This is a genomic window from Pigmentiphaga sp. MLSB6-MA01, from assembly GCF_058793475.1.
The window spans coordinates 93,595-117,520 of sequence record NZ_JBXAFV010000004.1 but is presented as its reverse complement, the minus strand read 5'-3'; the positions used below and the strand labels follow the sequence as shown (position 1 = coordinate 117,520).

General features: G+C 66.7%; 23 protein-coding genes and 1 tRNA gene. 16 read left to right on the top strand and 8 right to left on the bottom strand.

The window, feature by feature from the left end; genetic code table 11:
- Positions 1-54 precede the first annotated feature (54 nt).
- From AC1Q6E_RS08245 to AC1Q6E_RS08225, 5 genes are read left to right on the top strand one after another with little or no spacing between them, the layout of a single operon-like run.
- A complete protein-coding gene (locus tag AC1Q6E_RS08245; RefSeq protein WP_492572633.1) occupies positions 55-918 on the top strand; it encodes an ABC transporter permease in 864 nt (287 codons plus the stop codon).
- Positions 911-1,924 (top strand): ABC transporter ATP-binding protein, encoded by a 1,014-nt coding sequence (locus AC1Q6E_RS08240; RefSeq protein ID WP_492572541.1) that lies wholly within the window; start codon positions 911-913, stop codon positions 1,922-1,924. Before AC1Q6E_RS08245 ends, AC1Q6E_RS08240 begins: the two co-directional genes overlap by 8 nt.
- Positions 1,921-2,916 carry an ABC transporter ATP-binding protein gene (locus AC1Q6E_RS08235; RefSeq protein WP_492572540.1) on the top strand — a complete coding sequence of 332 codons (996 nt, stop codon included), beginning with the start codon at positions 1,921-1,923 and terminating at the stop codon, positions 2,914-2,916. The genes AC1Q6E_RS08240 and AC1Q6E_RS08235 overlap by 4 nt, the downstream gene beginning before the upstream one ends.
- Positions 2,913-3,866, top strand: a complete 954-nt coding sequence (locus AC1Q6E_RS08230) for an acetamidase/formamidase family protein (protein ID WP_492572539.1) — start codon at positions 2,913-2,915, stop codon at positions 3,864-3,866. Before AC1Q6E_RS08235 ends, AC1Q6E_RS08230 begins: the two co-directional genes overlap by 4 nt.
- 36 nt (positions 3,867-3,902) lie before the next feature.
- Positions 3,903-4,595 (top strand): TetR/AcrR family transcriptional regulator, encoded by a 693-nt coding sequence (locus tag AC1Q6E_RS08225; RefSeq protein ID WP_152796425.1) that lies wholly within the window; start codon positions 3,903-3,905, stop codon positions 4,593-4,595.
- Here the strand turns inward: AC1Q6E_RS08225 and AC1Q6E_RS08220 are convergent.
- On the bottom strand, positions 4,585-5,532 hold the full coding sequence (locus tag AC1Q6E_RS08220) for a LysR family transcriptional regulator (protein ID WP_152796423.1): 948 nt from the start codon (positions 5,530-5,532) through the stop codon (positions 4,585-4,587). The genes AC1Q6E_RS08225 and AC1Q6E_RS08220 overlap by 11 nt on opposite strands.
- 168 nt (positions 5,533-5,700) lie before the next feature.
- On the opposite strand from AC1Q6E_RS08220, the gene AC1Q6E_RS08215 reads away from it, so the two are divergent.
- Entirely contained in the window at positions 5,701-6,894 is a 1,194-nt protein-coding gene (locus tag AC1Q6E_RS08215) for an acyl-CoA dehydrogenase (protein WP_152796421.1), read from the top strand.
- 3 nt (positions 6,895-6,897) lie between these two features.
- Here the strand turns inward: AC1Q6E_RS08215 and prpR are convergent, their stop codons facing one another.
- Positions 6,898-8,871 (bottom strand): propionate catabolism operon regulatory protein PrpR, encoded by a 1,974-nt coding sequence (gene prpR, locus AC1Q6E_RS08210; protein WP_492572538.1) that lies wholly within the window; start codon positions 8,869-8,871, stop codon positions 6,898-6,900.
- 209 nt (positions 8,872-9,080) lie between these two features.
- Here prpR and prpB point away from each other — a divergent pair, with 209 nt between their 5' ends.
- The 4 genes from prpB to AC1Q6E_RS08190 all read left to right on the top strand — a co-directional run bounded on the left by prpB (position 9,081) and on the right by AC1Q6E_RS08190 (position 13,039).
- Complete coding sequence (prpB, locus tag AC1Q6E_RS08205; protein WP_492572537.1) at positions 9,081-10,001, top strand: methylisocitrate lyase; 921 nt, start codon at positions 9,081-9,083, stop codon at positions 9,999-10,001.
- A gap of 134 nt (positions 10,002-10,135) precedes the next feature.
- Positions 10,136-11,311, top strand: a complete 1,176-nt coding sequence (gene prpC, locus AC1Q6E_RS08200; RefSeq protein WP_492572536.1) for a bifunctional 2-methylcitrate synthase/citrate synthase — start codon at positions 10,136-10,138, stop codon at positions 11,309-11,311.
- A gap of 151 nt (positions 11,312-11,462) precedes the next feature.
- Positions 11,463-12,914 (top strand): bifunctional 2-methylcitrate dehydratase/aconitate hydratase, encoded by a 1,452-nt coding sequence (locus tag AC1Q6E_RS08195; RefSeq protein WP_152796414.1) that lies wholly within the window; start codon positions 11,463-11,465, stop codon positions 12,912-12,914.
- Positions 12,915-12,960: 46 nt separating this feature from the next.
- A tRNA-Ile gene (locus tag AC1Q6E_RS08190) sits at positions 12,961-13,039 on the top strand.
- Between the two features lie 471 nt (positions 13,040-13,510).
- Here the strand turns inward: AC1Q6E_RS08190 and AC1Q6E_RS08185 are convergent.
- From AC1Q6E_RS08185 to AC1Q6E_RS08165, 5 genes are all read right to left on the bottom strand, one after another.
- Positions 13,511-13,741: a hypothetical protein gene (locus AC1Q6E_RS08185; RefSeq protein ID WP_152796412.1), complete on the bottom strand. Its 231-nt coding sequence runs from the start codon at positions 13,739-13,741 to the stop codon at positions 13,511-13,513.
- A gap of 131 nt (positions 13,742-13,872) precedes the next feature.
- Entirely contained in the window at positions 13,873-15,795 is a 1,923-nt protein-coding gene (locus AC1Q6E_RS08180) for an EAL domain-containing protein (RefSeq protein ID WP_152796411.1), read from the bottom strand.
- 117 nt (positions 15,796-15,912) lie between these two features.
- Positions 15,913-16,614, bottom strand: coding sequence for a DUF1028 domain-containing protein (locus AC1Q6E_RS08175; RefSeq protein ID WP_152796409.1), 702 nt, complete (start codon positions 16,612-16,614; stop codon positions 15,913-15,915).
- Between the two features lie 28 nt (positions 16,615-16,642).
- The gene (locus AC1Q6E_RS08170; protein ID WP_152796407.1) at positions 16,643-17,635 is read right to left on the bottom strand and encodes a tripartite tricarboxylate transporter substrate binding protein; all 993 of its coding nucleotides are present in this window, start codon (positions 17,633-17,635) and stop codon (positions 16,643-16,645) included.
- 28 nt (positions 17,636-17,663) lie between these two features.
- Entirely contained in the window at positions 17,664-18,416 is a 753-nt protein-coding gene (locus AC1Q6E_RS08165; RefSeq protein WP_492572535.1) for a GntR family transcriptional regulator, read from the bottom strand.
- 106 nt (positions 18,417-18,522) lie between these two features.
- Between AC1Q6E_RS08165 and AC1Q6E_RS08160 the strand changes: the two genes are divergently transcribed.
- The 6 genes from AC1Q6E_RS08160 (at position 18,523) to AC1Q6E_RS08135 (ending at position 23,030) form a co-directional block, all read left to right on the top strand.
- The gene (locus tag AC1Q6E_RS08160) at positions 18,523-18,900 is read left to right on the top strand and encodes a tripartite tricarboxylate transporter permease (RefSeq protein ID WP_492572534.1); all 378 of its coding nucleotides are present in this window, start codon (positions 18,523-18,525) and stop codon (positions 18,898-18,900) included.
- Complete coding sequence (locus AC1Q6E_RS08155; RefSeq protein ID WP_296558968.1) at positions 18,897-19,856, top strand: ketopantoate reductase family protein; 960 nt, start codon at positions 18,897-18,899, stop codon at positions 19,854-19,856. Before AC1Q6E_RS08160 ends, AC1Q6E_RS08155 begins: the two co-directional genes overlap by 4 nt.
- Positions 19,857-20,133: 277 nt before the next feature.
- On the top strand, positions 20,134-21,495 hold the full coding sequence (locus AC1Q6E_RS08150; RefSeq protein WP_492572533.1) for a hypothetical protein: 1,362 nt from the start codon (positions 20,134-20,136) through the stop codon (positions 21,493-21,495).
- Positions 21,496-21,658: 163 nt separating this feature from the next.
- Positions 21,659-22,249 (top strand): chromate transporter, encoded by a 591-nt coding sequence (locus AC1Q6E_RS08145; RefSeq protein WP_152798453.1) that lies wholly within the window; start codon positions 21,659-21,661, stop codon positions 22,247-22,249.
- Positions 22,246-22,773 (top strand): chromate transporter, encoded by a 528-nt coding sequence (locus AC1Q6E_RS08140; RefSeq protein WP_296558972.1) that lies wholly within the window; start codon positions 22,246-22,248, stop codon positions 22,771-22,773. Before AC1Q6E_RS08145 ends, AC1Q6E_RS08140 begins: the two co-directional genes overlap by 4 nt.
- A 41-nt stretch (positions 22,774-22,814) precedes the next feature.
- Positions 22,815-23,030 carry a hypothetical protein gene (locus AC1Q6E_RS08135; RefSeq protein WP_152798451.1) on the top strand — a complete coding sequence of 72 codons (216 nt, stop codon included), beginning with the start codon at positions 22,815-22,817 and terminating at the stop codon, positions 23,028-23,030.
- Between the two features lies 1 nt (position 23,031).
- On the opposite strand, the gene AC1Q6E_RS08130 is transcribed toward AC1Q6E_RS08135, so the two are convergent.
- Positions 23,032-23,895, bottom strand: a complete 864-nt coding sequence (locus AC1Q6E_RS08130; protein ID WP_492572532.1) for an alpha/beta hydrolase — start codon at positions 23,893-23,895, stop codon at positions 23,032-23,034.
- Between the last annotated feature and the right edge of the window lie 31 nt (positions 23,896-23,926).

Genomic DNA, 23,926 nt, shown 5'->3' with positions numbered 1-23,926 from the left:
GCCCAAGCAACCACGACGCTTGCCGCGGAACTTGCTCCGCCGGCGGCCCGGCCGCTGCCGGACCTGTTTCCCGCGACGCGTCCCGCCGGCGGGGTTTCCGGATTCGTCCGTCGTCATCCGACCATGGTGATCGGCGGTCTCCTGCTCTTGCTGATCATCCTGGTCGCGGTCTTCGCTCCCTGGCTGATGACCCGGGACCCGGCATCCGTCGCGCCGGCGCTGCGCAAGCTGGAGCCGTCGGCGCGCTTCTGGTTCGGAACCGACATCCTGGGCCGGGACCTGTATTCGCGCGTGCTGTTCGGCGCCCGGGTATCCCTGGCCGTCGGCTTTTCGGTGGCGCTGCTCTCTTGTCTGATCGGCCTGGCTGTCGGCCTGGTCTCCGGCTACGTCCGATGGGCGGACAACATCGTGATGCGGGTGATGGACGGCATGATGTCGATTCCGCCCATCCTCCTGGCGATCGCGCTGATGGCCCTGACGCGGGCCAGCATCGGCAACGTGATCTTCGCCATTACGGTGACCGAGATTCCCCGCGTCGCGAGAGTGGTGCGCGGGATCGTGATCTCGCTGCGGGAGCAGCTCTTCGTCGAGGCGGCCATCGCCTCGGGAACCCGGGCGCCGACGATCATGGTCCGGCACATCCTGCCCAACGTCATGGGGCCGCTGATCGTGCAGGCAACCTTCATCTGCGCCAGCGCCATCCTCATCGAGGCCGCGCTGTCGTTCCTGGGGGCCGGCACGCCGTCCAACATCCCGTCATGGGGGAACATCATGGCCGAAGGCCGGAGCATCTGGCAGGTCAAGCCGTACATCGTTTTCTTTCCCGCCTTGTTTCTCAGCGTGACCGTGCTGGCGATGAACATGCTGGGCGATGGCGTCAGGGATCTCCTGGATCCGAGGATGAACGAACATGTATGAGGACACGAGCGTTTCCGCCGCCCCCTTGCTGGACGTCGAGGACCTGCAGACGCAGTTTCTCGCCCGCGATGGGATCGGCCGCGCCGTGAACGGCATCAGCTTCCAGGTGGCCGAGGGGGAAACCGTGGCCATCGTGGGCGAAAGCGGCAGCGGCAAGTCGGTGACGGCGATGTCCATCATGCGGCTGCTGCCCGCCCGCACGACGCGCGTGGCCGGCAAGGTCCGCCTGCTGGGCCGTGACCTCATGGCGCTGACGGAGGAGGACATGCGGAGCATCCGCGGAAATGTCCTCAGCATGATCTTCCAGGATCCCATGTCCAGCCTGAATCCCGTGCTGACGGTCGGCCAGCAGATCGGCGAAGCCCTGGCGCTGCACGCGGGACTGCGCGGCCAGGCGGCGCGGGACAGGGCGGTGGCGATGCTGGAGCTGGTCGGTATCCCCGAGCCGCGGCGCCGCGTCCGGCAATACCCGCACGAACTCTCGGGCGGCATGTGCCAGCGGGTCATGATCGCGATGGCCCTGGCGTGCGAGCCGCGGCTCCTGATCGCCGACGAGCCGACGACCGCGCTGGACGTAACGATCCAGGCGCAGATCCTCGACCTGGTGAAGGACCTGACGCGCCGGACCGGCGCGGCCGTGGTGCTCATCACGCACGATCTCGGGGTGGTGTGGGAAGTGGCGCAGCGCGTGCTGGTGATGTATGCGGGACGGGTGGTCGAGGAGGCGCCCGTCGCGCAGGTGTTTCGCGATCCGCTGCATCCCTATACGCGGGGCCTGCTGGGCGCCGTGCCCACGCTGGACTCCAGCGCGGGCGGTGGACGGCTGGCGGAAATACCGGGCACCGTGCCCGGCATCAAGGAGCGCATCGACGGCTGTGCGTTCGCGGGGCGATGCGCCTTGGCCGTGGATGCATGCCGGGCGGTGGTCCCGGCCTTGCAGGTCAAGTCGCCGGGGCATCGCGTGGCTTGCCACCGGGTCGAGGTGCAAGAGGGGGCAGGTTCATGAACGCACCGCTGTTGAAGGTCACCGGTTTGAAGAAATACTACGCGATCGGGTCTCGTTTCCCCGGCGCGCGCCCCCGGCAGCTCCGGGCCGTGGACGATGTGTCGTTCAGCATCGGACATGGCGAGACCCTGTCGCTCGTCGGCGAGAGCGGCTGCGGCAAGTCCTCGGTCGGGCGGTCCATCCTGGGATTGTTTCCCATCACGGATGGCAGCATCGAGCTGGGCGGGATGAGGATAGACCGGTTGTCGTCCGAGGCCTTTCGTCCCGTCCGCAAGAAATTGCAGGTGGTGTTCCAGGATCCTTTCTCGTCGCTGAACCCCAGGATGAAGGTCCGGGATATCGTGGCCGAGCCCCTGCGCAATTTCCGGCCGGACCTCTCCAGGGCGCAGATCGACCGCAAGGTCGGGGACGTCCTGGACCAGGTCGGATTGCCGTGCGACGCCATCGGCCGGTGGCCACACGAGTTCAGCGGGGGGCAGCGCCAGCGTATCGGCATTGCCCGGGCCCTGTCGGCCGAGCCGGAGCTGATCGTATGCGACGAGGCCGTGTCTGCGCTGGACGTGTCGGTCAAGGCCCAGATCATCAATCTGTTGCAGGACTTGCAGCGGGAGCTGGGGCTGGCGCTGCTGTTCATCAGCCACGATCTGGGCATCGTCGCCCACATGACGCATCGCGTGGCGGTGATGTACCTGGGCAAGATCGTGGAGATCGGCACGCGCCAGGAAGTGTTCTTCCAGACCCGGCATCCCTATACGAAGGCCTTGCTGTCGTCGGTGCCCTCGATGAAGGCCCGCGGCGCCGGGAGCCGGCGCATCATCCTGGCCGGCGATGTTCCCAGCCCGGTGGATCCTCCGCCGGGTTGCCGCTTCCATGCCAGATGCCCGTCCGCGATGGACCGCTGCAAGGTCGAAGAACCGCCGCTGGTGTCCCATGGGGACGGGCATGCGTCGGCCTGCCATTTGAACGATACGCACGGAGTGCCTGCACGATGATCCACCATGTTCCCGCCTCGCCCGAGAATGTCCGGGTCGGCATGTTCGACGCCGGCTTCGAGCCCATCCTGACGATCGAGTCCGGCGATACGGTCAAGGTGGAGACCGTGTCCGGCAAGGCCTCGCTGTTTCCGCAACCCGGGTCGGGAATGACCGTGCCCGCGGCGCTGCGGCGCATCGCCGAGGCGAACCTGCCCATGCTGGCACCGCACATCCTGACCGGTCCGATCGGCGTCGCGGGCGCGGAGCCGGGGGACATGCTGGAGGTCAGGATAGACGCGGTGGAGCTGGGCTCGGATTGGGGGTATAACTACATCCGCCCCTTGGCGGGGGCGCTGCCAGAGGATTTCCCCGACCTGACGGTGGCCACGATCCCCATCGATCGTGAGACCCGCCGCGCGCGCCTCGCATGGGGCATGACGCTGCCGGTCGCTCCTTTCTTCGGTGTCATGGGCGTTGCGCCGCCACCTTCATATGCCTGCATTTCTTCGAAAGAGCCGCGCGTCCATGGCGGCAACATGGACAACAAGGAACTGGTGGCCGGAAGCACGCTGTTTCTTCCCGTCCACGTCCCCGGCGCGCTTTTTTCCGCGGGCGACGGCCACGCGTTGCAGGGAGACGGCGAGGTATGCGTCACCGCGCTCGAAACCTGCCTGGACGGCGAGTTCACGCTGGCCGTCCACAAAGGGGGCGGCGCCGCCGATCCCGTGCTTCGCTTTCCTCGCGCGGAAACGCCGACGCATTACATCAGCATGGGGTTCCATGAGAATCTCGATCAGGCCCTGAAGCAGGCGCTGCGCGAGATGATCGACTTCATCCGTGCGCGAACCGGTCTTGCGCGCGCCCATGCCTATCAGCTGTGTTCGCTTGCCGTCGACTTCCACGTGACGCAGGCGGTGAACGGAGAGAAGGGCGTGCACGGGATGCTCCGCCGGGAAATACTGGACTGACCGGGGCCTGCTCCACTTTTTTCAGGAAGCGTCAAATTGACAGTTCGCAGTACCGACAAGAAAGACAAGCCGGCCTTCTTCATTTCGGCCACGAGGCGTCCGAGCCGCTCGAACGGCGCCCGCGATCCGGAACGCACGCGGCAGAACCTGCTGGACGCGGCTTACCGGGAGTTTTCCCATAGCGGGTACCACGCCGCGAGCGTCGAGAAGATCTGCACCCGCGCCGGCGTCAGCAAGCAGATCCTGTCCCATCATTTCGGCTCGAAGGAGAATGCCTATCTGGCGGTGCTTGAAGCGGCGTACACGGCATTCCGGTCCAACGACCCCAGGCTCGAACTGAACGCCGCCGATCCGCGCGCCGCGCTGCGGGATTTCGTCCTGTTCACGTTCGACCATGTCCGCCACAACCGGGATTTCGTCAATCTGCTCAGCGGCGAGAATGTGAACAAGGGCAAGATCATCCGCAAATCGGAACGCTTGAAATCCATCTACGATCCGATGATCCATCGGATCGGGATGTTGTTGAAGGCGGGGGCCGAGGCGGGGTTTTTCCGGCCCGGGCTGGATGCGCGCCAGGTCTATATCAGTATCAACGCCTTGTGCTTTTTCAGCATTTCCAATTGCCACACGCTGTCGGCGGTGCTGGGTACCGACCTGGCGGACGATGCCGCGCTGGACGAGCGCCGTGAGCACGTCGTCGATTTCGTGATGGCCGCGATCACCGCGTGAAGCGCTTGGGCGGTAGGGACGTTTCGCCTTCCAGCCCGTGCTGCGCCCGGTATTGGGCCGCCTGTCCGGCCAGCCACTGCGCGAACAGGTGCAGGGGTTCATGGTCGGCCTTCCATTCGGGCAGGACCAGGTAGTAGTTCTTGTCCCGCACCGACTCACGCTCGCAGGCCACGATCAGCCGGCCCGATTCGAGTTCCTGCTCCACGATCAGCCGCGGCACGAGGGCGATGCCCTGGCCGTGCACGGCGGCTTCCACCAGCATCGAGAACAATTCATAGCGCGGGCCGCCCAGGTCGTGCGGGTGGCTGACGTTCTGCGCGGCGAACCATTGCCGCCAGGCATAGGGGCGCGTGCTTTGCTGCAGCAGCCGGTAGGCCGAGAACTGTCCGGGCATGATGCGCTTGCGCACGCCCAGCAGCCTGGGGGAGCACACGGGCACCAGTTTCTCGGGCATCAGGAAGACGGCTTCGGTCCCTGGCCAGGGACCGTCCCCGGCGTAGATGGCGGCGTCGAACGGGGTGCCTTCGAACAGGAAGGGCCGGCTCTGGGGGGTGATGTTCAGGACGATGTTGGGGGCCTGGCGTTCGAAGTCGGCCAGGCGCGGCAGCAGCCAGCGGGTGGCGAAGGTGGGCACGGACGCCAGTTCCAGTACGCCGCCTTCGCCGCGCCGGGCCATCAGGTCCAGGGTGTCGCGTTCGACTTCGTCCAGGCGGCGCGCCACGGACTCGCCATAGGTCTGTCCGGCCTGGGTCAGGGTGACGCCGCGCCGGGTGCGGCGGAACAGCTTCAGGCCCAGGAAGGATTCCAGCCCGGCGATCTGGCGGCAGACGGCGCTCTGGGTCAGCGCCAGTTCGGCCGCGGCCTTGGTGAAGCTCTGGTGGCGCGCGGCCGCCTCGAAGGCGGCCAGGGCGGCGGTGCTGGGCAGTTTGCGGCGCATGAGAAGGGCCAGGGATCGGAAGATTCTACTTTAACAAGTGCGTAAAACGCACAGATCAGTGAAAAGAACTCGTTTGGCGCGGTGGCCGAATCCGTATATCTTGCAGGAAATTCGCCGGGAGGACACGGATTCTCCTGTTTCCCCAACTACTTGCGAGACATGACTCTTATGCACAAGCCTGCACAATTCAACTGGGCCGACCCCTTGCTGCTCGACCAGCAACTGACCGACGACGAGCGCATGGTGCGGGAAGCAGCGGCGGCATACTGCCAGGACAAGCTGATGCCGCGCGTGCTGGAGTCGTTTCGCAACGAGCGCACCGATGCCGCCATCTTCCGCGAGATGGGCGAGCTGGGCCTGTTGGGGCCCACGATTCCCGAGCAATACGGCGGCCCCGGCCTGAGCTACGTCTGCTACGGCCTGATCGCGCGCGAGGTCGAGCGCGTGGATTCCGGCTACCGGTCCATGATGAGCGTGCAATCCTCCCTGGTCATGGTCCCCATCCATGAGTTCGGCACCGAGGCGCAAAAGCAGAAATACCTGCCCAAGCTGGCCACCGGCGAGCTGATCGGCTGCTTCGGCCTGACCGAGCCCAACCACGGTTCGGATCCCGGCTCCATGGTCACCCGCGCCACCAAGGTGGACGGCGGCTACCGCCTGAGCGGCGCCAAGATGTGGATCACCAACTCGCCCATCGCCGACGTGTTCGTGGTCTGGGCCAAGCTCAAGGACGAGGACGGCAAGGACAACATCCGCGGCTTCATCCTTGAGAAGGGTTGGAAGGGCCTGTCGGCGCCGGCCATCCACGGCAAGGTCGGCCTGCGCACGTCCATCACCGGCGAGATCGTCATGGACGAGGTGTTCGTGCCGGAAGAGAACTACATGCCCAACGTGGCCGGCCTGAAAGGGCCGTTCACCTGCCTGAACTCGGCCCGCTACGGCATCGCCTGGGGCGCGCTGGGCGCCGCCGAGTACTGCTGGCACACCGCCCGCCAGTACGTGCTGGACCGCAAGCAGTTCGGCCGCCCGCTGGCCGCCAACCAGCTGGTGCAGAAGAAGCTGGCCGACATGCAGACCGAGATCACGCTGGGCCTGCAAGGCTGCCTGCAACTGGGCCGGATGAAGGACGCCGGAACGGCGGCGGTGGAGATCACTTCCATCATGAAGCGCAACTCCTGCGGCAAGTCGCTGGACATCGCCCGCGTCGCGCGCGACATGCTGGGCGGCAACGGGATTTCCGACGAGTTCGGCGTGATCCGCCACGTCGTCAACCTCGAGGTGGTCAACACCTACGAGGGCACGCACGACATCCATGCGCTGATCCTGGGCCGCGCCCAGACGGGCATCCAGGCGTTCTGCTAAGCGTCACGGGGCGCCGGTTGGCGCCTCTTTCAGCTTGCGCCACAGCGTGGCGGGGCTGATGCCCAGTATCCGGCAGGCCGCCGCGCGGTCGCCGTGGCAGGCATCCAGCACGCGGCGGGCGTGGGCCGCCTGGCTGGTCCGGGCGATCTCGTCCAGCGACGCGAAGGCGGCCCCATCCGGATCGGCGGGCGCCGCCTCGTCCGTGCCGCCGTACAGCTCGGGCACGGTGATTTCCAGTTCCAGCTCCAGTTCCTTGCGGCCGATCTTGCGGCCCGCGTGCGACACGGCTACCCGCTCCAGCACGTTTTCCATCTCGCGCAGGTTGCCGGGCCAGGCGTAGTTCGCGCACAGCGACCGGACGAAGGCCGGCAGGCGGACCGGCCGCGTCATGCCCAGCCGCCGCTGCGCGCGGGCGTACAGTTCCTCGGCCAGTTCGTCGATGTCGCCCTCGCGCTCGCGCAGCGGCGGCATGGCGATGCGCAGGATGTTGAGGCGGTAGAACAGGTCCTGCCGGAACGCACCGGCGCGTACCATGGCCTGCAGGTCGCGGTGGGTCGCGGCGACCACCCGCACGTTGACGGCCACGGGTTCCAGCGCGCCCACCGGCAACACCTGCCGTTCCTGCAGCACGCGCAGCAGGCGCACCTGCAGCGCCTGCGGCATGTCGCCGATCTCGTCCAGGAACAGGGTGCCGTTGTGGGCGGCCTCGAACAGGCCGGTCTTGCCGCCCTTGCGGGCGCCGGTGAAGGCGCCTTCTTCGTAGCCGAACAGTTCGCTTTCCAGCAGGGGCTCCGGGAAGGCCGCGCAATTGATGGCGACGAAGGGGAAGTCGCGGCGGGGGCTGGCACGGTGCATGCCTTGCGCCAGCACTTCCTTGCCGGTGCCGCTTTCGCCTTCGATCAGCACCGTGGAGCTGACCCCGGCATACAGCCGGGCCAGCTCGCGCACCCGTTGCATGGGGCCCGAGCTGCCGAGCAGGTCGTCCAGGTCGTAGCGCGTGCCGGACGGCCGCGCCGGCGCGCCGGTGCGCAGGTTGCGGTCCACCCGCTGGATGGCCTGGGCGTCCTGGGCCGTGACCACCGCGCCCAGCAGTTCGCCGCCGCTCAGGATCGGGATGCGGTTCAGGATCAGCACCTTGTCGCGGACCTTCTGGATGGTCTCCAGCTCCTTCTGGCCATGGCGCAAAGGGCCGTCGAGCGAGATCGCCGGGGCGGCTTGCTCCAGCGGCTGGCCGATGGCCTGCTCGCGCCGCAGGCCCAGCAGCCGCTCCATGGGCGGATTGAGCGACTGGATGCGGCCTTCCGCATCCACCGCGGCCACGCCCTCGTTCAGGTGGGACAGCACCGTGTTCAGGTATTCGCGGCGGCGCTGTTCGATGCGCGCGAGCCGGGCCGCCTCGATGGCGTCCTCCAGCGCGACCCGTATCGAGTTGCTGGAATACAGGAAGACGCCGGCCAGCCCCTGCTGCTCCGCCAGGTCGGACACCAGTCCGGGGCCGACGATGACCTCCAGCCCGGCGCGCTTGAGCGCCTTGACGCGCGCGGCGGCGTCTTCGATCGTGACGTAGCTGTGGCTGGGGAAGTCCAGCCCGAAGGCCTGCTTGAAGGCTTCGGCCTCGGGAAAGGTGGAGGCGTGCGTGACCAGGGCCAGCCGGCTCGACAACTGTTTGGCCGTGGTCAGGGCGTGCATGACGTCGAAGCCCGTGACCTTGATCAGGATGACGGGTACGTCCACGTGCTGGCGCAGATAGGCGCCGTTCGAGCCGCCCGCGACCACCGCGTCGACCAGCCCCTGGCGCGCGGCCTCGTTGATCGAGCGGGCCGCTGTCTCGAAGCCTTCGTCGACGATGCGGAAATCGGCCTGGCCGGCATACCCGGGTGCCAGTTCGGCGAACGCGCGCGAGACGCGGCTGATACCCATGGTCCAGATGATGGGCCGGGATGGAGGGCGAGCGGGAAGGGCGGTGGCGAGGTCCATGATGGGGTCAGGATAGCAAATTTGATTATATATATTTCAAATATGAAATCCATCAAGGGGGCAGACTCGACGTCGCGAAGGCGGACGAGCACGATGCTTTCTCGGGAAAGCCTTTGCCCGCGCGGCTTCCCGGAGAGACGGACAATACGGATCCACGCATGGCACGGTCTTTGCAGTAAGCTGAGTTTCCCCCAGACCGAGTCATTGCCATGACCTCCTCACGACCCGCCTCGCCGGGCGCCCGCTTCCGCCAGGCCCTGCGCGAAGAACACCCGCTGCAGATCATCGGCGCCATCAACGCCAACCACGCCTTGCTGGCCAGGCGCGCGGGCTTTCGCGCCATCTATGTATCGGGCGGCGGCGTGGCCGCCGGCTCGCTGGGCATGCCCGACCTGGGCATCAACACGCTGGACGACGTGCTGATCGACGTGCGCCGCATCACCGACGTGTGCGACCTGCCGTTGATGGTGGACATCGACACCGGCTTCGGCCCGTCGGCCTTCAACATCGCGCGTTCGGTCAAGAGCCTGATCAAGGCCGGCGCCGCCGCCTGCCATATCGAGGACCAGGTCGGCGCCAAGCGCTGCGGCCATCGTCCGGGCAAGGAAATCGTGTCGGCCTCGGAGATGGTGGACCGCGTCAAGGCGGCGGCCGATGCCAAGACCGATCCCGACTTCTTCCTGGTGGCGCGTACCGACGCCATCGCGGTGGAAGGGCTGGACGCCGCCATCGAGCGTGCCCAGGCCTGCGTGGAAGCCGGCGCCGACGGCATCTTCGCCGAAGCCGCCTACGACCTGCCCACCTACCGCAAGTTCGTCGACGCCGTGAAGGTGCCGGTGCTGGCCAACATCACCGAGTTCGGACAGACGCCGCTGTTCACGGTGGAAGAACTGCGCAGCGCCGACGTGTCCATGGTGCTCTACCCGCTGTCCGCCTTCCGCGCCATGAACAGGGCCGCGGAAACCGTCTACACGGCCATCCGCCGCGACGGGCACCAGAAGAACGTGATCGACATGATGCAGACGCGCGAGGAGTTGTACGATCGCATTGACTATCACGCGTTCGAACAGCACCTGGATGCGTTGTTCAAAAAAGGGGGGGCCCAGGAAGTAGTACCTCCTACGCGCTGACGCGTCCCCCCAGGGCGCTGCGGATCCGGCTTTGCCGGTCCGCCAGCGCCGCCCCCTTGAGGGGGAGCGGCCGAAGGCCGCCAGGGGGTGGGCCTCAACAGTAGTAACAACTGCCAAATGGAGCGAGTGAGACGATGAGCGCAACGGTATCGAATCAGAAGGACCAGCCGGCCGCGGGGCCGAAGCCGAAGAAGTCGGTGGCCCTGTCGGGCGTGATGGCGGGCAATACCGCCTTGTGCACGGTGGGCCGCAGCGGCAACGACCTGCACTATCGCGGCTACGACATCCTGGATATCGCCGATGAGTGCGAGTTCGAGGAGATCGCCTATCTGCTGGTGCACGGCAAGCTGCCCAACCGCAACGAGCTGGCGGCCTACAAGACCAGGCTGAAGGCGCTGCGCGGGCTGCCCGCGAACGTGAAGGCGGCGCTGGAATGGCTGCCCGCGGCCAGCCACCCCATGGACGTGATGCGCACCGGCGTGTCGGCCCTGGGCTGCGTGTTGCCCGAGAAGGACGACCACAACCTGCCCGGCGCGCGCGATATCGCCGACCGGCTGATGGCTTCGCTGGGATCGATGCTGCTGTACTGGTACCACTACAGCCACCGGGGCGAGCGCATCGACGTCGATACCGACGACGACAGCATAGGCGGGCATTTCCTGCACCTGCTGCACGGCAAGCCGGCGCCGGCCTCGTGGGTGCGGGCCATGCACACCTCGCTGAACCTGTACGCCGAACACGAGTTCAACGCCTCCACCTTCACCGCCCGCGTCATCGCCGGCACCGGCTCGGACATGTACTCGGCCCTGACCGGCGCCATCGGCGCGCTGCGCGGACCCAAGCATGGCGGCGCCAACGAAGTCGCCTTCGAGGTCCAGAGCCGCTACGACACGCCCGACGAGGCCGAGGCCGACATCCGCCGCCGCGTCGAGAACAAGGAGGTGGTGATCGGTTTCGGCCACCCCGTCTACACCGTGTCCGACCCGCGCAACCAGGTCATCAAGGGCGTGTCGCACCGCCTGTCCAAGGAGTCCGGCAACATGCGGCTGTACGAGATCGCCGAGCGCCTGGAGTCGGTGATGTGGGACGTCAAGAAGATGTTCCCCAACCTCGACTGGTTCAGCGCCGTCAGCTACCACGAGATGGGCGTCCCCACCGCCATGTTCACCCCGCTGTTCGTGATCGCCCGCACCGCCGGCTGGTCGGCCCACATCATCGAACAGCGCATCGACAACAAGATCATCCGCCCCAGCGCCAACTACACCGGTCCCGAAGACCGCAAGTTCGTGCCGCTGGCCAAGCGCAAGTAAAGAACGCCTGCTTTTTGCATCGACACCTACACCCTTCAACCAACTAAACCCGCACCGCGCAAGCCGCCCACCCAGGGCACCGCGGATCCGGCTCCGCCGGTCCGCTGGTGCCGCCCCCTGGGGGGCGCGCGAAGCGCGTAGGGGGGGATCCATGTCTTCCGCTATTTCTACCGTTCGTCCGAAGCCCGACCAAGTGCTCGTCGACATCGTCGACTACGTCCTGAAAAAACGCATCACCAGCAAGCTGGCCTACGAGACCGCGCGCAACTGCCTGATCGACACCCTGGGCTGCGGCCTGGAGGCGCTGGAATACCCGGCCTGCACCAAGCTGCTCGGGCCCATCGTTCCCGGCACCGTCGTGCCCAACGGCGCCAAGGTGCCCGGCACCCAGTTCCAGCTCGACCCGGTGCAGGCCGCCTTCAATATCGGCACCATCATCCGCTGGCTGGACTTCAACGACACCTGGCTGGCCGCCGAATGGGGCCATCCCTCGGACAACCTGGGCGGCATCCTGGCCACGGCCGACTGGCTGTCGCGCCAGGCCGTCGCGGCGGGCAAGAAGCCGCTGACCATGCGCGACGTCCTGACCGCCATGATCAAGGCCCACGAAATCCAGGGCTGCATCGCGCTGGAGAACTCCTTCAACCGCGTCGGCCTGGACCACGTCGTGCTGGTCAAGGTTGCCTCCACCGCCGTGGTCGGCCAGATGATGGGCCTGACCCGCGATGAACTGATCAACGCCGTGTCCCTGGCCTGGGTCGACGGCCAGAGCCTGCGCACCTATCGCCACGCGCCCAACACCGGCTCGCGCAAGAGCTGGGCCGCCGGCGACGCCACCAGCCGCGCCGTGCGCCTGGCGCTGATCGCGCGCACCGGCGAAATGGGCTATCCCTCGGTGCTGAGCGCCAAGACCTGGGGCTTCTACGACGTCCTGTTCAAGGGCCAGCCCTTCAAGTTCCAGCGCCCCTACGGCAGCTACGTGATGGAGAACGTGCTGTTCAAGATCTCCTTCCCGGCCGAGTTCCACTCGCAGACCGCCGTCGAATGCGCGATGGACATCCACAAGCAGTTGCAGAAACAGGGCCGCAGCGCGGACGACATCAAGAAGATCACCATCCGCACCCACGAGGCCTGCATCCGCATCATCGACAAGAAGGGCCCGCTGGACAATCCCGCCGACCGCGACCACTGCATCCAGTACATGGTGGCCGTGCCCATCCTGTTCGGCCGCCTGACCGCCGGCGACTACGAGGACGAGATCGCCAAGGACCCGCGCATCGACCAACTGCGCGACAAGATCGTCTGCGTCGAGGACCCGGCCTTCACCAAGGACTACCACGACCCCGAGAAGCGCTCCATCGCCAACGCGCTGACCGTGGAATTCAAGGACGGCAAGAAGCTCAAGGAAATCGTCTGCGAATATCCCATCGGCCACAAGCGCCGCCGCAAGGACGGCATCCCGCTCCTGGAAGCCAAGTTCCGGACCAACCTGGCCCGCCGCTTCCCGACCAAGCAGCAGGACGCCATCCTGGGCGTGTCGCTGGACCAGCAGGCGCTGGAGGCCATGCCGGTGCACGAATATGTGGATATGTACGTGATCTGACCGGGGCCCGGCCCGGGGACGCAAGTCGGTGTAGAATTGCGCCCTCGGGCCTCTAGCTCATGCCTGGTTAGAGCAGCGGACTCATAATCCGTTGGTGCTGGGTTCGACTCCCAGGGGGCCCACCAAGATATGTCCTAGCTGTCAAGCAGTTAACAAGCTAACGCCACCTATCCGGTGGCGTTTCTTTTTGCGCGATGGCGTTTGACCAGAAATTGGCATGCTCCGCATGGGCGGTAGCGCTACCTGAGTCTTTGCAGCGTTACCGACAACCCCCTCTTGTGATCATCCACGATGCCTTTTCCCTGGATGATCGCTCCGTCAACCCCTTCCGCTTCCGTACGATATCGATGAACGTCCGGGAACCGTTCCGACTCGGATGTTCCTGTACGCCCAATTCTGGTCGCGCATGCCCAGATACTGCCCAATGGGCCGCAAGCTGCCTCGACCCAATAGCCTTCGTATGCTTCCCGTCTCATATTGCCTCCGGGCAATGTATGCGACGAGCCGCCCGAGGCGCCGCGGCGTTCGGATTGCAGCCATGGCTTCAGGCGCTCTTCGTAAACGTTTTGCCGTCATTTGACCAGACACCCGCAAAGTCAGTCTCCACCTCCACCATCTGACTGAAGGCGGTCCCGTTGGCGCGCATCCTCATCGCGCTTGTCTTGATCCGATTTGGATATATCGTCCGCCTCTTCGTTGGGCTGCGGGGCAGGCTTGTCCGCCTCGGCGGGCTTGTTGCCCAGAGTCCAGTTGAACCGCTGGTACAGTGAAGAAAGTCCATTGGTTTTCATGCCGGGTACCTCGAGCGTTTCATGGCGGTTCGCCATGTCTTCACCATACGCGCGTGCCAATGGAGAACCTATGCTTCATTTGAAACAGATCGGGAGGGTGGCGAGCGTCGGAGGCAGCGCCGGGTCCGGCCCCGCGCCTGGCCTGCAGGAAAGTCAGGTGAGGATCGTCATCGACTCGGGTGTTCGACTTGTACCCGACTCCTGTGGCTAGGCGCCAGCCACTCCGCCGCCAGCTCATCCGCGCTCAGCGCCCGCGAGAAATAAAACCCCTGTCCCAAGGTAAACCCGATCTCCCGCAACTGCACGCGCTGGGCCTCGGTCTCGATGCCTTCGGCCACCATCTCCAGATGCATCGCGCACCCCAGGCCGTAGATCGCCTTGCAGACGATTTCCGCATCGTCGCTGGCACCCAGGTCGTCGATGACGCTCTTGTCGATCTTGATGCAGTCGAACGGCAGGGCTTTCAGGTGGCCGATGTTGGATGCACCGCTGCCGAAGTCGTCCAGGGACAGCGGAAAGCCCAGGGCCTTGATGCGATTGAGGACGTTGATGGACAGGATCGGGTCCGTCATCACGGAAGATTCCGTCAGTTCGAATTCGATCTGCGACGGGTCCAGGTCATGGCCCAGCACGCAGCGCAACGATCGTTCGGGAAAGTCGTCGTCGAGCAACTGCTTGGCGGAAAGGTTGACGGATGTCACCGGGGGGACGAAGCCCAGCCTGCGCCACTCCACGAGTTGCCGGCACGTTTCCCGGAGCACCCAGTCTCCCAGCGGGACGATCAGGCCCGAGGTCTCGGCCACGGCGATGAATTCGTCGGGGGCGACCTTGCCCAGGGCCGGAGAATCCCAGTTGCACAGCGCTTCGACGCCATGGAGCTTGCCCGTATCCAGGTGGACTTTGGGCTGGTATCGAAGCAGAAGTTCGCTTCCGGTCTCGACCGCGCGCCGCAGCTCCACTTCCAGTTTCATGGGGCGGACGGCCTGGACGACGATGTGCTCGTCGTAGACCTGAAGCCGGTTTTCGCCCAGCATGACGGAGCGCGCCAGGGCCTGGTTGCCGTGCGAGATGAGTGTTTCGATGCTGTCCCTGTCGCCCGAGGACGAGCTGATGCCGATGTTCAGGCTGAGGTGCAGATCGTGGCCGTGGGAGTGGAAAGGGCGGCGGAAGGCGGCGAAGACTTTGTCGACCAGCGCGACGGTCTCGTCCAGGCGGTCGGCCATGACGAACAGGCCGAACGTGCCGTCGTCGAATCGCGCCAGGGCCGGATTCTTCACCACGGCATCCAGCCTGCGTGCCGCCTCGGTCAGCAGGGATTCGGAAAGGCGCGGTCCCAGGGTGACGCTGACATTGTGCAGCCGGCGGATGGAAATGAGCAGCACGACGATCTTGTCATCGGTGCCCGAAAGTCTTCGAAGCGCGCCGTCCAGTTCCAGCCAGAAGCCGGTCCGGTTCAAGAGGCCGGATGCCCGGTCCCGGACCAGCAGCGTCCTGACCAGGTCTTCCTGTTCGTTGAGCTTGCGGCCCAGGTTGGTTTTCTGCTGGATGAGGATGAGCATCCCGCCGGCGATCATCGTGACGCAGAACTGGGAGAGGGGCATGGCCACCAGCAGCGGTCCGTGTACCTTGGCCACCCATAGCGCGATGCCCTGGTTCAACGAGGCCCAGGCGCCCATCGTGGCGAGGGCCCGGGCCGATACCGCGCCGGGTTCGGGAGCCAGCCGGGTGCGCCAGCGCGCCAGGAAGAAGATGCCGACGAAGATGGTGGCCAGGACCGCCACGCCTATGGGGGCCGAGGGGCCGCCTATCCAGGTGCGGGTCACGACGCCGACGGCCAGGGCGACGACCGCGGGAATGGGGCCGCCGAAAAGGAAGGCCAGCACCAGGATGGCGCCCCGCATGTCGGCGATCGTGAACTGGCCGTGGTGCACCGAAGACATCATGGCCAGCCACATCGCGGCGCCGAACAGGGCCGACATGTGGAGGTTCCCCTGTCTGCCGCCGGGCAGCCAGGCCCTGAGCGCGACATAGACCGAAGTCAGGGCGATCGGAGTCAAGGCGGAGAAGAGGACAGGGAACAGTGTGCTCATATGCTCCCGCGCGGAAGGTGCGACTCCTCACCCCCCGCACATCGGATGACCGTCGGGTCTTAAAAGTGTAATCGCATAATCGATCCTTGATGGAGGGAGCGGTATTGTCAGGAACCCTTACCTCGGTCCTCCCTGGACGCCAGTTTCTTTTCTCCACAGATCGTCCCGGGGCATGCTGGGGTTGGCCGGCCGCCGGTCGTAGTACGGAATCAGTGGCACATACAGGTGGTAGAGGCGACGCAGTTCCCCGATGGGCTCGTCATGCTCGTCCACCCGCAGGTCCACCCAGGCGTAGGATTTCCGGTTGTGCACCAGCAGCGCGGCGGAGTGCTGGCCGGCCACCTGGCCGCCGGCGTCGCGCGCCGCTTCCAGCACGCGCACCAGGCGGTCGGCCAGCTCCAGGTCGCCGTGCCGTTCGAAGGCTTCGGACATGGCGGCGAGCGTGCGTTCGCTGGTCAGGCGGTTGCCCAGCACGGCATAGTCCTGTTTGGCGATGTGGCCCTTCCAGTCTTCGTTGTCCTTGCCGGTCACGGCGGCGGTGCGGCCGTCCTTGTCGATGACCGCGATCTGCCGCCAGGCGATGTTGTCCTCGCCGTCGCTTTCGATGATGTCGTTCAGCACTTTCCGGGCGGAGTAGCCCTGTTCCAGCAGCGACAGGCCGAGCGGGCCCAGCCGCGGGTCGCCGTTGGCCTGGACGACGAGCCCGCCCAGGCCGGGCCGCAGGAACGGGCACTTGGCGCCGATCGCCATCGGGCGCGTGGCGATGGCGATGCCGAACATGCCCGTGCGCGAGCAGCGGGCGATCACAGAAAACGTCATGGGTGCCTCCTTGGGGGCGGGGTGATGGCTAGTCGACCTTGACGTTGGCCGCCTTGATGATGGCGGCCCACTTGGGGATTTCGGCGCGCAGGTAGGTGTCGAACTGTTCGGGCCCCGCGCCGATGATCTCGGCGCCGAAGCCGTCCATGCGCGTCTTGATGTCGGGCGAGGCGAGCGCCGCGGCGATGTCCTTGTGCAGCCGCGCGACGATCGGCTTGGGGGTGCCGGCCGGCGCGAAGATGCCGAACCAGACGGCGACGTCGTAGCCGGGCAGGCCGGCCTCGGCCACCGTGGGCAGGTCGGGCAGCGACGCGGATCGCTTGGTGCCCGCCACGGCCAGCGCGCGCAGGCGGCCGGCCTGGATGTGGGGAAGCAGGGCGGGCGGGTTCTCGAAGGCCATCTGTACCTGGCCGGACAGGAGGTCGTTCAACGCCGGGCCCGTGCCCTTGTAGGGAACGTGGACGATGTCGACGTGTGCCAGGTATTTGAAGAGTTCGCCGAACAGGTGCTGCGAGGACCCGTTGCCGGTGGACGAGAAGTTGAGCTGCCGGGGATGGGCCTTGGCGTAATCGATCAGCTCGGGCACCGACCGGATCGGCAGCGAGGGGTGGACCACGAGGATGTTGGGCACCACGGCCGCCAGCGTGACGGGGGCAAAGTCGCGCATGGGGTCGTAGGGCAGTCGGGGATACAGGCCGGGCGCGATGGAGTGGGTGGGCGAGCTGCCCATGACCAGGGTGTAGCCGTCGGCCGGTGCCTTGGCCGCGTAGTCCGAGCCGATGGTGCCGGCCGCGCCGGGGCGGTTTTCCACGACCACGGGCTGGCCCAGCGATTCGGTCAGCTTCTGCGCCAGCGCCCGGCAGAAGATGTCGTTGGCGCCGCCGGGCGCCCAGGGGCTGACCAGTTTGACCGGTCGCGCCGGATAGTCTTGCGCGGCGGCCTGGCCGCTTGCCGCGGCTACCCCCAGCAGCAGGTAGCGGGACCACTTCGACAACTTGCTGTTCCATCTGCTCGAGTGCATGGCGTGTCCTTTGAAAGACGACGAGGAATCAGTTGCCGGCTCCCGCCTTGGGATAGAGGGTGGCCGTGTATCGGTAGCGTTCGGGGTGATAGACCGCATCGACGATCTCCACCGGTCGTTTCTGTACGTCGTAGTAGATGCGGGTGGCGCGCAGCACCGGCGTGTTACGTGTGATGCCCAGGCGGGCGGCGATCTCGCTGGTGGCCGCCAGGGGTTCGACGAGCTGGTCGGCGTGGTCGATGCGGACGCCCAGCCGGGTCTGGAGGTACTTGACCGGCGGCAGCGGGCCGGCCACCTCGGCGGCGCCTATGCCGTCGGCCACATGGTCGGCGAAGTAGAAATGCGCGTAGTCCAGCGGTTCGCCGGGCGCCACGTGGTTGACCGCGCGCACGCATTTCCATTTCTGCGTGCCCAGGCCGAACAGTTCGCGCAGCCTGGCCGGCAGGGGCGTCCAGGTTTCGTCCACGACGACGACCTGGTTGCGGGGCAGGACCTCGTCGATCACGCCGATCAAGGTCACGTCCTTGGTGGCCCGGCGCGGGTCGTTGACGAAGGTGCCGACGCCGCGGCGGCGGACGATCAGGTGGCGGGCGAGCAGTTCCTCGACCGCCTTGCGCACGGTGACGCGGCTGACGCCGAATTCGCGGCACAGGCTGTCTTCCGGCGGCAGGGCGTCCCCCGGGGCGAGCTGGCCACTGGCGATGCGCTGGATGAGATGCTCGGCCACCTGGCGGTACAGGGGGGCGCCGCCTTCGGCAAGCAGAGGGAGGGGAAGGCTCATGCGGATGTCATGCCGTCTGGATGTGATGAAATCATGACGGCATGACATCATGATGTCAAGGGCATTGTCCGCCGACTGAAAACCTCATGTCGACAGCCGAGCTTGTTTGTTCGCTTCAACGGACAGGCTGGCCAAGCTGCCCCGTCTCCGCAACGACGATCTGTTCCGGGCGCTGGTGGCGTCGATGTGGATCGGCATCCGGATACGGCTGCTGACGGTTCCCTGCAAGTGGCTGTTTCCCGCCATCGTGCTGTTGTGCACGATAGGCGTCCATTGCCTCTCGAACAGCGCGTTCGCGGTCCTGCTGCGGGCCTGCTTCATTTTCTTCGGCTATGCCGCGCGCAGGCTGCGGTTCGAGGGCGCGCCGCTCATGCTGGGTTTCATCCTGGGCGGCGACATGGAAGAATACCTGCGCAGGTCGTTGACGCTGTCGGGCGGGCGTCGAGGCCGAGGCATAGACTCTTTGGATATTCTTTCACCATGAACAAGGTTTGCATCTTCGGCGCCGGGGCGGTGGGCGGACATATGGCGGCTCATCTGGCGCGGGCCGGCGTCGACGTGTCGGTCGTCGCCCGGGGCGACCATCTGGCGGCCATCCGCCGCGATGGCCTGCGGTTCATCGGCCTGGATGGCGAATTCACCGTGCGTGTGGCGGCCAGTGATCATCCGGCCGACCTGGGGCCGCAGGACCTGGTCATCTCCACGCTCAAGGCTCACGGCCTGCCGCCGGCCGCGGCATCGATGCGGGCCCTGCTGGGGCCCGAAACGCCCGTGGTCTTCGCGGTAAACGGTATTCCGTGGTGGTATCTGGCGAACCTGCGCGACGGCGCTCCCGCCGCGTCCCGGCTCGATCCCGACGGCACGCTGGCGCGCGAGCTGGGCCCGGCGCGGGCGCTGGGCTGCGTGATCCGTTCGCCCAATGAGGTCGTCGCGCCCGGTGTGGTGCGTAACAATTCGCGCACCAGCAGTTTCGTGGTGGGCGAACCCGGCGGCGCACTGTCGCCGCGGCTGGAGCAGGTGGTGGCGCTGATGCGGCGTGGGCTGCCGGGCGCGGCGGCCACCGAGGACATCGGCCGGGAGATCTGGGGGAAGCTCCTGCTCAACGTTCCCAGTTCGTTGCTGTCCAGCCTGACCCAGTCGCCGTCGTCGGGGCTGTTCGCGGATCCCGCCACGCGCGAGTTGTATGCCCGCCTGGCAGTGGAGACGTGTGCGGTGGCGGCTTGCCATGGCGTCGCCATGGCGTTCGATCTGGAGAAGCAGATGGCGGCCGCGGGTTCGAACCGGCATCCGCCGTCCATGCTGCAGGACCTGCTGGCCGGGCGTCCGCTGGAGCTGGACGCACAGTTGTTCGCGGTCCAGGACCTGGCCCGGTCGGCCGGCGTGGATACGCCCATGCTGGACGTGATGCTGGCGTTGCTGGCCCATCGGGCGCGCGCGTAGGCATAGTTTTCTGATTCAGGCAATCTGCTGAAAGCGCCTGATGCCGCGATTCACGCATGGCCCAACAATTCCCGAATGAAGCATGGCTCCATGCTTCATTCCGGGGGGATTTCTTATCATGCATGTGACATCGTGGTTGTCGCGGGCCAGAGTGTGGCTCGGCTGCGCCGTGGCCGTGGGAAGCGTCGTTGCGGGGTGTGGGGGGGACGGGGCGTCGCCCCCTTCCTCCACCATGGGGGGCGGGGGCGGCGCGGCAGCGTCCACCACGATTTCCGGCGTGGCCGCGATTGGTGCTCCCATCGTTGGCGGAGCGGTTTCGCTTGGCTGTTTTGCCGGATCGCCGACGACCACCACCACGGGCTCGGGCGGTCGCTGGAGCACCTCGGTGCCCACGGCCAACTTGCCATGCCTGGTCGCCGTATCGGGGGGGACGGTCGGCGATGGTGGGCCGGCCAACGCGGAGACGCTGATCTCCCTGGCGGCGGGCAGCGGCCCGGCACTGACGGTGAACGTCACGCCATTGAGTTCGCTGGTGCTCGCGGGCATGGACGAGAGTGGCCTGGGCGAGGCATTGTTCGAGCGGCATGAGACCAGCGCTATCGGCCGGGTGGCCGCCGTCATGCGTGCGGCGACAGAGCTACTGGGTGCCAAGCTATCGGCCAATGGTTTTACCGTGCCGTCTGGATTCGACCCGGTGGGAGGAACCTTCACTGCCGCCGCGGGCAATGACTATGACGACTTGCTGGAACAGGTCCGGGACGCCCTGGCCCGCGCGGGCAGGAGTTATCGTGATTTGTTCGACGGCTATGAGCGCAGTGCGGACTACATCGCCAGCATCCCGTATGGCACGACGGCGGGCCAGACCGGCCCCATCGTGTTCGCCAGGACGGGGAGCAATGCCGTTGCCGCGGATATCGCTCCGCTCGTCGGCGTATACAGGGGACAGCAGGGGCGCAGTTTCGTGCCGGGCAGCGATGTCGTCAACACGGATTCGTGCACCATCACGGTCGCGGCCGACGGCAACATGACCGTCGCGGCGAATGGCCGCAGCTACAGCGCATCGATGAATGGCGATCCCGGCGATTTGCTGATGCAGGTGGTGGGCCTGTTCCAGGTGCAGGCCAGCGACGTCGCCAATGACAAGTATGCGCAGGTGACTGTCACGCGCGGCTACGTGACGGAGGCCGTGGCACGCAAGGGAGGATACGGGTTTTCCGATGCGCTGGACCGCGTCGAATGCGTGGTGGCCGACCCGCATCCCTCCGCGCTGGGTTCGGCCATGACGAGTGTGAATGTCACGAATGGCGCGACGGCGAGCGATCTCGACGCGAGCTGGGCGGGTGTCTATGGCGATGGCTCGTGCACGGTCACGATCGACCATCAGGCGCGTGTCCGTGTGGTGAAAGGGGTGGTCGACATACAGGCCCAGCTTGCCGGCGACCAGGACGACACGATCAATCTGTTCCCGTCGATTTCCGCCGAGGTGTTCAGTGCGGCCGACCGTCGCCCGGGCGGCGTCCAGATCGAATTCGAGGTGGTGCGCAAGCCGGACGGCCTGGGCGTGCAGGTCAGGCAGACCAAGCCGCGTCCTATCGTCAATGTGGCGTCGTGCAGCGCATTGACGCGAACTTCGCCGTGACCTGAAACCTGGACGAGCGGGGCGCTGCCGGGATCGCCGGCGGCGGCCTCGGCCGCGGCAGGGAACGGAGGCTCGTCGGTGGCGGGGCGTGGCCGCCCGGGGCGTTAAGCTATTCGACATCCTGAATCCGTAAGATGTCGATACTTCCCGCAATAGGCCCGCCATGCTCCAGAGCTTCCCGCCCGCTCCTACCGACAGCGATTCCCCGCCTCCTTCCGTACTCCAGATCTTCCTGGCTTTCACCAAGATCGGCCTGACCAGCTTCGGCGGCGGACTGAGCGGCTGGATGCTGCGGGAGTTCGTCCAGCGCCGGAGCTGGCTGTCGGAGGCCGAGTTCCTGAGCGGCCTCGCGCTGGCCCAGGCCTTTCCGGGCGTCAATGTGGTCAACCTGGCAATCTGGGTCGGTTTCCGGCTGCGGGGTGGCGCGGGCGCGCTGGCCGGGGCGCTGGGGCTGGTGGTGCCCGCCATGGCGCTGGCGCTGGTCGTGGTGGCCGTCTTCGCGAGCATGGCGAAGTCCGACTCGGTGCATCTGGCGCTGGCTGGCGTGGCGGCCGCGGCCGTGGGGCTGTCGCTGCAGACCGGATTGCGCGCGGCGCGCCGGGCCGCGCGCGGCGTGCCCGCCCTGGCCGTGATGGTCATCACCTTCGTGGCGATCTTCCTCTTGAGGCTGCCTTTGCTATGGGTGGTCGGCGCGCTGGCGCCCCTGTCCATCGGGCTGGCCTATCTGCGCCTGCGCGCCGGCGAGCAGGCATGAGGTTCGCGCAGCTGTTGGAAGTGGTCCTGGTCTTCGCGCCGCTGTCCTTCCTGACGGTGGGCGGCGGGCAGAGCATCGTGGCCGACATCCACCGCCAGTCGGTGGATGTCTATGGCTGGGTCACGAATCCGCAGTTCATGGACCTGTATGCGTTGTCGCGCATCATCCCCGGACCGGGGGCGCTGCTGGTGACGCTGGTGGGCTGGCAGGCGGCGGGCCTGGCGGGCGCGCTGGTGGCGTCGGCCGCGATCTTCATCCCGAGTTCGCTGCTGGTCTATGCCCTGGCTCATCTGTGGACCCGTTTCAAGGGCACACGGTGCATACGCGCGATCGAGGCGGGCCTCGTGCCGGTGGCGGCGGGCATGGTGCTGGCCGCTTCGTGCACCGTGCTGCGCGCCGCCGAGGGCGGCGCCTGGGCCTGGGGCGTGGCGGCCGCCTCGACGCTGACGTTGATGTACACGCGGCTCAGCCCTTTCCTGATGTTGGGAATAGGGGCCGCGGTGTTTCTGGTGGCATTGGGTTGATGGACGATGAGGGCGGCGGATGCCGCCCCGGGGAGCTGGATGTGGAAGATTGGACGTTGCAGGCAAGAGGGTGGGTCAATGAGCGAAATTTCGAGATCGATACCGCGCCGGACGAGGGCGGGTACCGGTTCCAGGTGCGGGTGCTGGGTTTTCCGCTGATGCGGGACAGCGAGGTTTTTTCGTCCGCCGAGGAAGCCCGGGCGGGGGCGGTGGCGTTTCTCGAACGCCAGTTCCAGGCTCCGGTCGAGCTGGAATGAATCAGCCCGGATAGGCGAGCCGGGTCGCGCGGATGAAGTCGCGGACCGCGTCGTCGTAGGCGGCGCCGCTGCGGCTGGCGCCCGAGTGCGAGGCGCCCTCCAGCCAGATGCGCTGCTTGCGCGGCGCCTGCCGCGCCGCCGCCAGCAGCGCGTCGCTCATGGCGGGCGGGACGACCTGGTCCTCGGTGCCGTGCAGCAGCAGGAGCGGTGTGCGCAACGAGCCGATGGCGTCGAGCGAATCGAACGGTTGCGTCACCAGCAGGCCGAACCCGGGAATACCGGCCCAGCGCGTGGTGACGATCATGTCGCGGATGCTGGTGAACGTGGACTCGATGATCAGGCCGGCAACCGGGATCGACGGGGCGTCGCGGGCCAACAGGTCGATCGCGATCGCGCCGCCCAGGCTATGGCCGTAGACGAAGCGGCGGGCCGGGTCGGGCTGGAGCCGGGCGAGTTCGGCCAGGGCGGCCTGGGCGTCCTGTCTGGCGCTGGCCTGGGAGGGAAGCCTGGGCGACGAGTCGCCGAAGCCGCGATAGTCGATGGCGAGCATCGAATACCCGAGCCCCGCCCAATGGTCCATGCGGAATGCGCTGCCGTTCAGGTTCCAGCGCGAGCCGTGCAGGTACAGGACAGTCGGGGCGCCGGGATCGGGGTGCCGCCAATACCAGGTGCGCAGGGTATCGCCGCCGGGCAGGCTCAGGTCATAGACTTCGGTGCCGGCCGGCGGCTCGCGCCACCATGAGCGGTCGCCCAGCTCGACCGAGAAAATCATCCGGCGCTGCCAGCGGTCGAGCGCGACATAGCCCGCGCTGGCAAGCGCGAACAGGCAGGCGAGGGCGACGAGGCGGCGGGTCCACATGCTCATTCGGCGCGCCGGACCCGCCGGAGGTTCCCGC

Bases quoted from the DNA above. Each gene is read 5' to 3' on its own strand.
- AC1Q6E_RS08240 (WP_492572541.1), top strand. From the start codon at position 911: ATGTATGAGGACACGAGCGTTTCCGCCGCCCCCTTGCTGGACGTCGAG.
- AC1Q6E_RS08235 (WP_492572540.1), top strand. From the start codon at position 1,921: ATGAACGCACCGCTGTTGAAGGTCACCGGTTTGAAGAAATACTACGCG.
- AC1Q6E_RS08230 (WP_492572539.1), top strand. From the start codon at position 2,913: ATGATCCACCATGTTCCCGCCTCGCCCGAGAATGTCCGGGTCGGCATG.
- AC1Q6E_RS08220 (WP_152796423.1), bottom strand. From the start codon at position 5,532: ATGCGCCGCAAACTGCCCAGCACCGCCGCCCTGGCCGCCTTCGAGGCG.
- AC1Q6E_RS08215 (WP_152796421.1), top strand. From the start codon at position 5,701: ATGCACAAGCCTGCACAATTCAACTGGGCCGACCCCTTGCTGCTCGAC.
- prpR (WP_492572538.1), bottom strand. From the start codon at position 8,871: ATGGACCTCGCCACCGCCCTTCCCGCTCGCCCTCCATCCCGGCCCATC.
- prpB (WP_492572537.1), top strand. From the start codon at position 9,081: ATGACCTCCTCACGACCCGCCTCGCCGGGCGCCCGCTTCCGCCAGGCC.
- prpC (WP_492572536.1), top strand. From the start codon at position 10,136: ATGAGCGCAACGGTATCGAATCAGAAGGACCAGCCGGCCGCGGGGCCG.
- AC1Q6E_RS08195 (WP_152796414.1), top strand. From the start codon at position 11,463: ATGTCTTCCGCTATTTCTACCGTTCGTCCGAAGCCCGACCAAGTGCTC.
- AC1Q6E_RS08185 (WP_152796412.1), bottom strand. From the start codon at position 13,741: ATGGCGAACCGCCATGAAACGCTCGAGGTACCCGGCATGAAAACCAAT.
- AC1Q6E_RS08180 (WP_152796411.1), bottom strand. From the start codon at position 15,795: ATGAGCACACTGTTCCCTGTCCTCTTCTCCGCCTTGACTCCGATCGCC.
- AC1Q6E_RS08175 (WP_152796409.1), bottom strand. From the start codon at position 16,614: ATGACGTTTTCTGTGATCGCCCGCTGCTCGCGCACGGGCATGTTCGGC.
- AC1Q6E_RS08170 (WP_152796407.1), bottom strand. From the start codon at position 17,635: ATGCACTCGAGCAGATGGAACAGCAAGTTGTCGAAGTGGTCCCGCTAC.
- AC1Q6E_RS08165 (WP_492572535.1), bottom strand. From the start codon at position 18,416: ATGAGCCTTCCCCTCCCTCTGCTTGCCGAAGGCGGCGCCCCCCTGTAC.
- AC1Q6E_RS08155 (WP_296558968.1), top strand. From the start codon at position 18,897: ATGAACAAGGTTTGCATCTTCGGCGCCGGGGCGGTGGGCGGACATATG.
- AC1Q6E_RS08145 (WP_152798453.1), top strand. From the start codon at position 21,659: ATGCTCCAGAGCTTCCCGCCCGCTCCTACCGACAGCGATTCCCCGCCT.
- AC1Q6E_RS08140 (WP_296558972.1), top strand. From the start codon at position 22,246: ATGAGGTTCGCGCAGCTGTTGGAAGTGGTCCTGGTCTTCGCGCCGCTG.
- AC1Q6E_RS08130 (WP_492572532.1), bottom strand. From the start codon at position 23,895: ATGAGCATGTGGACCCGCCGCCTCGTCGCCCTCGCCTGCCTGTTCGCG.